Here is a 7,681-nt window from a genome sequence, read left to right on the forward strand (position 1 = left end):
CTGAGAAATCCTCTTCAATCATGATGTGAACGATCCGTGCGTGTTCACATCCCCCAGTGGTTGAAAAGGAGTATGAAACTTTAGTTACCTAAAGTCAACGCAAATATGTAATGAATTTTCAACTTTTTTTGAATTTCTCGGTATAAAACGCCACTGACCTCGGACTTTACCCAACAAAAGTTTTTGCATGAGAGATGCCCCCGAGAGCGGCGGGAGCCGGGCGGCGCATATGAACTTTCCTGCTCTACAGTCCTGCGCAAGACGGAAAGCACATTAAGTGCTTTCCTTTGCGTGCGGAACTCGCGATAAAGTTCATATGCGCCGCCCGGCTCTCGCGGCTCTCAGGGGCTCCCATCCCAAATGCGGAGCAAAGCTCCGCACACCAACTTTTTCTTTCAGCTAAAGAATGCCGGAAATTCGACGCTGGCTTGTTAATCTTGCTGGACGTTGTCGACGCCAAACCAGCTCGGAAGCTATATCGATACAGGAAGGTCCCCGGCCGGAGGGGCCGGATATAAGGTTTATCGCGAGTTCCGCACGCAAAGAAGGCCACTTAATGTGGCCTTCGTCTTGCGCAGGACTGTAGAGCAGGAAACCTTATATCCGGCCCCTCCGGCCGGGGACCGCGCCTTTGCGACTACAGCGTCATGTTCGGATCGGCGTCGACGTCGAACGGCGAGATTTCTCCTCGGTCGAATTTACGGCGGGCGACCTCCGCGATCATGGCGGCGTTGTCGGTGCATGCCGAGAAAGGCGGCACCGTCACGCGGATGCCCTGGCGCCCGAGCTTCTTGATCATCATCTCGCGCAGATGCGGGTTGGCCGAGACGCCGCCGCCGATGCAGTATTCCTTGCATCCGGTGGCATGCAGCGCGTTCTTGGCCTTCTTGTACTGAACGTCAAAGACCGCGGCCTCAAACGAAGCAGCCAGGTCGGGCAGATGAATCGTACGCCCGGCTTTGGTCTCCTGCTCAATGTAGAGCGTCACGGCCGTCTTAAGGCCCGAAAGCGAGAATCGATAGTCTCCCCTACTATTGAGCGCACGGGGGAAGTCAATCGCGCGGGGATTGCCCGTCTCGGCCAGTTTGGAAATGATGGGGCCGCCGGGATAGCCCAGGCCCAGCGCCTTAGCCACCTTGTCGAAGGCCTCACCCACGGCGTCGTCGAGCGTCTCGCCGAGCACCTCGTAGTCGCCCCACGCCTTGACGTGAACAAGCATGGTATGACCGCCCGAGACGAGCGTGAAGATAAACGGCGGCTTGAGATCGGGCTGCGCCAGCAGGTTGGCAAACAGATGGCCCTCAAGGTGATTGACGCACACGAGCGGCTTGCCGGCAGCGTAGGCAAAGCCCTTGGCGAAGGCGACGCCCACCACCAGAGCGCCCACCAGGCCCGGACCCTGTGTCACGCCAACAGCGGCGAGTTCGCTCGGCGCGATGGCTCCGCCCTCAAGACCAAGCGATGCCGCGGCATCCTCGAGCGCCGCGTCCACGACGCTCACGATAACCTCAACGTGCTTGCGCGAAGCGATCTCGGGCACTACGCCGCCAAAACGGGCATGAAAATCGATCTGCGTCGAAACCTGATTGGCCAGCATATTACCGTTCGCATCGATAATCGCCACAGCTGTCTCATCGCACGAACTCTCGATGGCAAGCACCAGGCGACGGCGCTCAATTTCGGCGCGTTCCTCGACGGTGCGCTCGGGTGCAGGTAGCGGCCATACACGCTGCTCAGCCGCCGTCGGCTCGGGCGAAGCATTGTCGACCGGGAGCACCAAGGGCAGCGGCGCCGTCATGACGATGGCATCTTTGCCAGCACCGTAGTAACCGCGGCGGCGGCCCGCCTCGGTAAAGCCCAGAGAGGCATAGAGCGCAATAGCGCCCTCATTGCCGTCCTCGACCTCGAGCGAAGCCGTGGTGCAGCCGAGCATCTGGGCATCGTAGCTCACGTGCGACAGCAGCTTGCGGGCAATACCCTCGCGGCGATGCTTCGGGTCGACGGCAACATCCAGAATCTGCACGTCACCGTCTACGACCATGCCGCCGGCAAGGCCCAGCAGCTGACCGTCGTCGTGCGCCACCCACCAGCTGCGCGGCGCCGCAACATTCTCGCCCAGTTCGGACAGGAACATGCCCGGCGTCCACGCCTCGTGCCCAGCGCCCTCAAAGCAGGCGGCCTCCAGCGCACTTGCGCCCTCGGCGTCCGCCGCACCCATGGGGCGAAATTGCAGATGGCGACCGGCGAGCTCATCGGCGACGCCCGTAATTTCGCTCTGCGCGCTCTCGGCTAGACCGAGGCGTTTGCGCTCGTTTTCCTCGGCATCAGAAAGGCGCGTATAGATCGGTAGGACGCGGGCCGGATCGCCGTCACTCGCGGCATGCGCAAGGAGGAGGCCCTCGCCCGAAGGCCACCACAAGCCGCGCTCTACGCAGCGAGCGGCCTCATCCTCGCCCAGCAGCTTGCCATAGCGCACGAGACCGTCGCCAGTCAGCTGAACCTGGTCCCAGTCCGCGGCTTGGCGCCACTCATCAAGCGCTACGGCAGCCTTGACCACGTGCTCGCGCTCAAACTGACGCTCGGGGCCCTCGTCGCCCAGCACATACAAAGCCGGATACACCTCGCCGCGCATGGCATCGGCCAGAATGCCGAGCTTGCCACGCACGCCGGCCTTCCACGCGGTCCATGCGCAGGCATCGAGCGTCGACACACCCAACAGCGGCACGTTGGCACCGCGCGCCAAGCCCTTGGCGGTGGAAATGCCGATACGCACGCCGGTAAACGAACCCGGGCCGCGACCGACGACGTAACTGCCCACGTCAGCACGGTCCATGCCAGCCCGAGCAAGCACGCTGTCGACGGTATTCACGAGCTCCACATTGGCATGGCGACGACACATATGGTCGCCACTCACCAGCTTCGCCTCGCCCGTCTGTCCATCAATCCAGCTTGCCGCGCAGGCAAGCATATCGGTCGAAGTATCGAGCGCCACCACCAGCGCGTAATCGTTATGCAAGCTCATCTCGTACAGCCTTATCAATCAAATCGGAAAGCTCCGCTGCGCGCCCGCCGTGTGCCTCGAGCGTTATCGTTCGCACGTCGCTATCGTTCTCATCACGCTTAAGCGTTACCGAAAGATACTCGTCCGTCAGTTCGTCCTGGAACTGTTCGCCCCACTCCAACAGACAGGCACCCTCATAGCCCAGTACATCGAAAATGCCCGTATCCTCGAGCTCGTAAGCATGCTCCAGACGGTACAGGTCAAAGTGGAACAGCGGAATACGCCCCTGGTCATGAACAGCCATGAGTGCAAATGTGGGGCTCGTGACCATATGGCCGTCTCCCAGACCACGCGAAACGCCCTTGGTAAAGTGGGTTTTGCCCACCCCGAGACCACCGGTCAAGATCAGCACATCACCATCTTCCAGGCACGGCGCAACCAGCTCGCCAAAATGCTCTGTATCGGCAGAGCAAGCCGTTTTATAAATACCTACCCCCAGGCGCTCCAGGGACATATATGCTCCTTATTATTCCGAGGCACCCTCTGGCGCGGGATGCCGCTCCAGATAGTCGCCCAGCATCTTAAAGTCTTCCTCCAGCAGCTCCTGCCACGCCGGATTACGCAGCGCCGCCGCCGGATGGAACGTGGGCATCACCACAAAATGCCCCATTTGATGGAACCTGCCGCGCAGCTTGGTGATGCCGATCTCGGTCTTAAGCACAAAGTGCGTCGCGGGGTTACCGAGCGTCACGATGATATCGGGCCAAATGCTTCGAATCTGCTCACGCAAAAACGGTGAACAGGCCAGCACTTCCTCGGGCCGAGGATTGCGATTTCCCGGTGGGCGACACTTGAGCACGTTGGCAATGTAGACGTCTTCGCGCTTGAGGCCAGCCAGCGACAGAATGCCGTTGAGATCCTCGCCCGCCGCCCCCACAAACGGTTCGCCTTGCAGATCCTCGTTACGCCCCGGCGCCTCACCGATAAACATGACGCGGGCGTGGGGGTTTCCCACACCAAACACGATGTTATGGCGCGACTGATAGAGCTGGCAGAGATGGCAGTCGCCTAAAACAGCCTCAATCTCCTCGAGTGCAACCTCGCGCGGCGCTTGGTGACTATGTCCGGGGATGTGCATGACACCCATAGTGGCTCCTACACGTAGACCTTGTCGAGACGCATGCCAAAGCCGCAAGCAACCTCGTAGTTAATCGTGCCGCGCAGGCGAGCCATCTCGTCCATGGTGATCTCGGCATCACCATCGCGGCCGATAATGATCATCTCGTCGCCATGCTCGGCCTCGGGAATCTCATGCGCCGGATTGGACTGGATGGCGACCATAAACTGGTCCATGCAGATGTTACCCACCTGACGCACACGTTCACCGCGATACAGCACGTCCATGCGATTGGAGAGCGTACGCGAAAGACCGTCGGCATATCCAATCGGCAGCGTGCAAATCTGAACGCGTGTGCGCGGCACGCGATAGGTAAATCCATAGCCCACGCCTTCGCCCATTGCAGGATGTGCCACACGCGTCACGCGCGCATGAACGCTCATGACGGGGTCCAGCTGCATCACACGGCTGCTCAGCTCGCACGGTTGCATGCCATACAAACCAACGCCGGCGCGAATCATATCAAAATGCATAGAGGGATCGAGCATCGAGGACGGCGTGTTGGCACAGTGCACGATACCGCACTCAAAACCCGCGTCCTTAATGGCTTGAACGGCCTCGGTAAAGCGTTGGCACTGCAGCTTGTAGTCCCAACCCGAAGGTTCATCGGCCGTTGCGAAGTGCGTAAAGACGCCATCGCACTGGATACCGCGATGGAAGCTAATACCACGAACAAAGTCGAGCACCTGCGTGTAGTGAACACCGATGCGGTTCATGCCCGTCTCGATGGCTAGATGGTACTTGCCCACCTTGCCTGCCGCGACAGCACACTCGCCATAGGCAAGGGCGAAATCGGACGTATAGACCGAAGGCATGATATCGAACTCGAGCAACGTCGGAATGGCCTCGATAGGCGGCTCGCTCAGGATCAGGATGGGTTTCGTGATCCCGCCCTGTCGAAGCTCAACGCCTTCACTAACCGTCGCCACGGCAAACATGTCGGCACCGGCCGAATACATGATTTTGGCGCACTCGACGGCACCATGGCCATAGGCATCGGCCTTGACCACGCAGCACAGTCGCTGACGTGGATCGAGCAGGTTCTTGTAAGCCCTCGTGTTGCGGCGAAGCGCCCCTCGGTCAATCTCAACCCAGGACCAGCGCGTCAAATCGGCTTTATTCATGATTAGTCATCCGACCCTTCGTCCATGATTCCCAGATTATCGAGTGCATCCTTTGCCGCCAATTCCATGGCAGGACCGATCAAGTCGATCAGATCGGTCGCAATAACACTCTTCTCACCGTACTCCGTCGCCGCGGCAAAACCCGCGTAACTGTGAAGCGCAACGGCATACGAATACAGCAGCTCCCAGCGATCCATCTCATCACGCATGGTAGCCAGTGTGCCAGCCAAAATGCCCGCAAGAACATCGCCCGAACCGGCAGTCGCCAACGACGCCGGACCCGAGAGCGGCAAAAGCACGCGCTCAACGCCACAGATAGCCGTCGTCGGCCCCTTGGCAATAACCACGAGATTGTCGGAGCCGGCAGCCCAGACAACCTTCTGCGCGGCCGCGATTGCAGTCCCCAGATCGTTAACCTCGTCACCGGCAACCAAGCGCGAAAGCTCGCGATAGTGCGGCGTCATGACGAGTGGCTGCTCACGGCGATACATCTCAGGGTTGCTATCGATACCGTCAATAGCAATCTTAGAAAGGCAGTTGAGCGCATCGGCATCAAGGATCAGCGGCACATCAAGCTCCAACAAGCCCGAAACCACCTGCATGGCGCCGGCAGACGTCGTCATGCCGGGACCGCACAGTACGCAGCTGTACTTCTTTGCAATCTCGCACACGGTCATACGAGCAGCGGCACCAAAAGAGCCGCGGGAATCAGACGGAATGGCAAAAACCGGAATCGAGGGAAGTGCCATACGAATAAGATTGGCACACGCATCAGGCGTCGCGACAGCCACATAGCCGGCACCCGCGCGGGCAGCAGACTTGGCGGCCATAATGGCAGCGCCAGGATACTGCGCCGAGCCGGCAACAATAAGGACGGAACCGCGAGAATACTTATCGATATTCGTGGGCAGCGGAGCAAAGAAATCCACCAGGTCACCAGGCTCGACTATCTCGGCGGCATGGTCGACATCATCGATGACCTCATCAAGGCGATCATAGAGGCCACCGCACACCAGATCGCCGGCGTACTCTGGGCCATCAGCGCTGTAGAGGCCAATCTTGGGCGTGATCATCGTGACCGTGCGCTCGGCACGGATGCAGTCGTCGTCGACAACACCGGTTTCGGCATTCAGACCGGAAGGAACATCGATGGACACCACATGGTCGGCGCAGTCGTTAACTGTCGGAATCCAGATGGAGAACGGTGCACGCAAGTCACCGTGGAAACCGGTACCAAAAATAGCGTCAACAACAACGTCGGCCTTATCGATCAAAACCTCAAGCTCATCGCGCGAGGGACCGACACACACATGCACGTCACGACCGGCGGTGCGGCGGGCAACATGGCGAGCCAGAGCGGCAGGAATCTCATCCGGCTCAACCGGAGACACGATATCCACGTCAACGCCCTTATGACTCAAAATATCAGCCGCGACCCAACCGTCGCCACCGTTGTTGCCAAAACCGACCAGAACCAGGACGCGATCGGGATTGAGCTTTAGAATTTCACGAGCAGCAAACTCACCCGCCAGTTCCATAAGTTCGGCCTTCGAAGTTCCTTCGCGTTCGATAATATCCTCGAGGCGAACGACTTCCTCGGTACTCAAAACCGGTTTCATCTATGCTCCTAGCGTATCTTGCGAAGCATCGCCCTGGTGCTCCGTCAAAGCTGAATTTTGCAGTTGCTCAAGCTCATCTAAAACCGAGCGAGCCTCTTTATAAGTTTGTGCAACGCGTTCCTTGGTGCTCACCTTTTCTTCCTTAGGCTTAGGTCGAGCATTCTCGGTGATCGCAATGGCATTGGCTACGGCCAAATCACCCGTCAAGGTAATGGAAAGCGCAACTTCAACGACACCCAACTCTTGAGCAATCTCGAGCGCTCGACCCGAAAGCACAGCTTTAGGCTTTCCAAGCTTATCGCGCGTTACCGAGACGTCTTTGCGGCCGACGCCCTGACTAAAACCCGTACCAAGAGCCTTGAGAACCGCCTCACGAGAAGCAAAACGGCTCGCATAGTGCGCTGCAGGACGCGATGAAGCGTCGCAATATGCGCACTCTTCTTCGGTAAACACACGCCGAGCAAACGACGGCGTCTTTTCAAGGATTGATTTCATGCGGGAAATCTCGACGATATCAACGCCGATACCAGCTTCAGCCATGTTCACCTCCATATTGCACAGACTAAGTTATTGTAGCCCGTTAACGGAAGATGCGACAAACGAGGGTCATAAAACACAGCGAGTTTGTTAGATCTGGCTTTAAACATAAAAGGGGGAGGCCGCGAGGCCTCCCCCTTCTTCAGTCCGTTGCGACGGCTCGGTGCCGTCCACCGGTCAGCGGCGCCCTGGCCTCCCACGGGCTGACCCCGCAGTACTCTCG

At 58.9% G+C, this 7,681-nt stretch carries 6 protein-coding genes; all 6 read right to left on the reverse strand.

Annotated features, from left to right (window positions below):
• Window positions 1-637: 637 nt before the first annotated feature.
• Genes tsaD through acpS form a run of 6 tightly spaced genes read right to left on the reverse strand, consistent with a single transcriptional unit; the run spans window position 638 to window position 7,461 of the window.
• Window positions 638-3,022 (reverse strand): tRNA (adenosine(37)-N6)-threonylcarbamoyltransferase complex transferase subunit TsaD, encoded by a 2,385-nt coding sequence (gene tsaD, locus ACEXKH_RS08455; protein WP_373573777.1) that lies wholly within the window; start codon window positions 3,020-3,022, stop codon window positions 638-640.
• Window positions 3,009-3,515, reverse strand: coding sequence for a tRNA (adenosine(37)-N6)-threonylcarbamoyltransferase complex ATPase subunit type 1 TsaE (tsaE, locus tag ACEXKH_RS08460; protein ID WP_368158747.1), 507 nt, complete (start codon window positions 3,513-3,515; stop codon window positions 3,009-3,011). Before tsaE ends, tsaD begins: the two co-directional genes overlap by 14 nt.
• Before the next feature lie 12 nt (window positions 3,516-3,527).
• Window positions 3,528-4,148, reverse strand: coding sequence for a uracil-DNA glycosylase (locus ACEXKH_RS08465; RefSeq protein ID WP_117800997.1), 621 nt, complete (start codon window positions 4,146-4,148; stop codon window positions 3,528-3,530).
• Window positions 4,149-4,156: 8 nt separating this feature from the next.
• Window positions 4,157-5,302 (reverse strand): alanine racemase, encoded by a 1,146-nt coding sequence (gene alr / locus ACEXKH_RS08470; protein ID WP_373573778.1) that lies wholly within the window; start codon window positions 5,300-5,302, stop codon window positions 4,157-4,159.
• Window positions 5,303-5,304: 2 nt separating this feature from the next.
• Window positions 5,305-6,921, reverse strand: coding sequence for an NAD(P)H-hydrate dehydratase (locus ACEXKH_RS08475; RefSeq protein ID WP_373573779.1), 1,617 nt, complete (start codon window positions 6,919-6,921; stop codon window positions 5,305-5,307).
• Window positions 6,922-7,461 carry a holo-ACP synthase gene (gene acpS / locus ACEXKH_RS08480; protein ID WP_373573780.1) on the reverse strand — a complete coding sequence of 180 codons (540 nt, stop codon included), beginning with the start codon at window positions 7,459-7,461 and terminating at the stop codon, window positions 6,922-6,924. It abuts the gene before it with no gap.
• Window positions 7,462-7,681 lie beyond the last annotated feature (220 nt).

Source organism: Collinsella aerofaciens ATCC 25986 (assembly GCF_964259375.1).
In the GTDB taxonomy this organism is placed as follows: domain Bacteria; phylum Actinomycetota; class Coriobacteriia; order Coriobacteriales; family Coriobacteriaceae; genus Collinsella; species Collinsella aerofaciens_BO.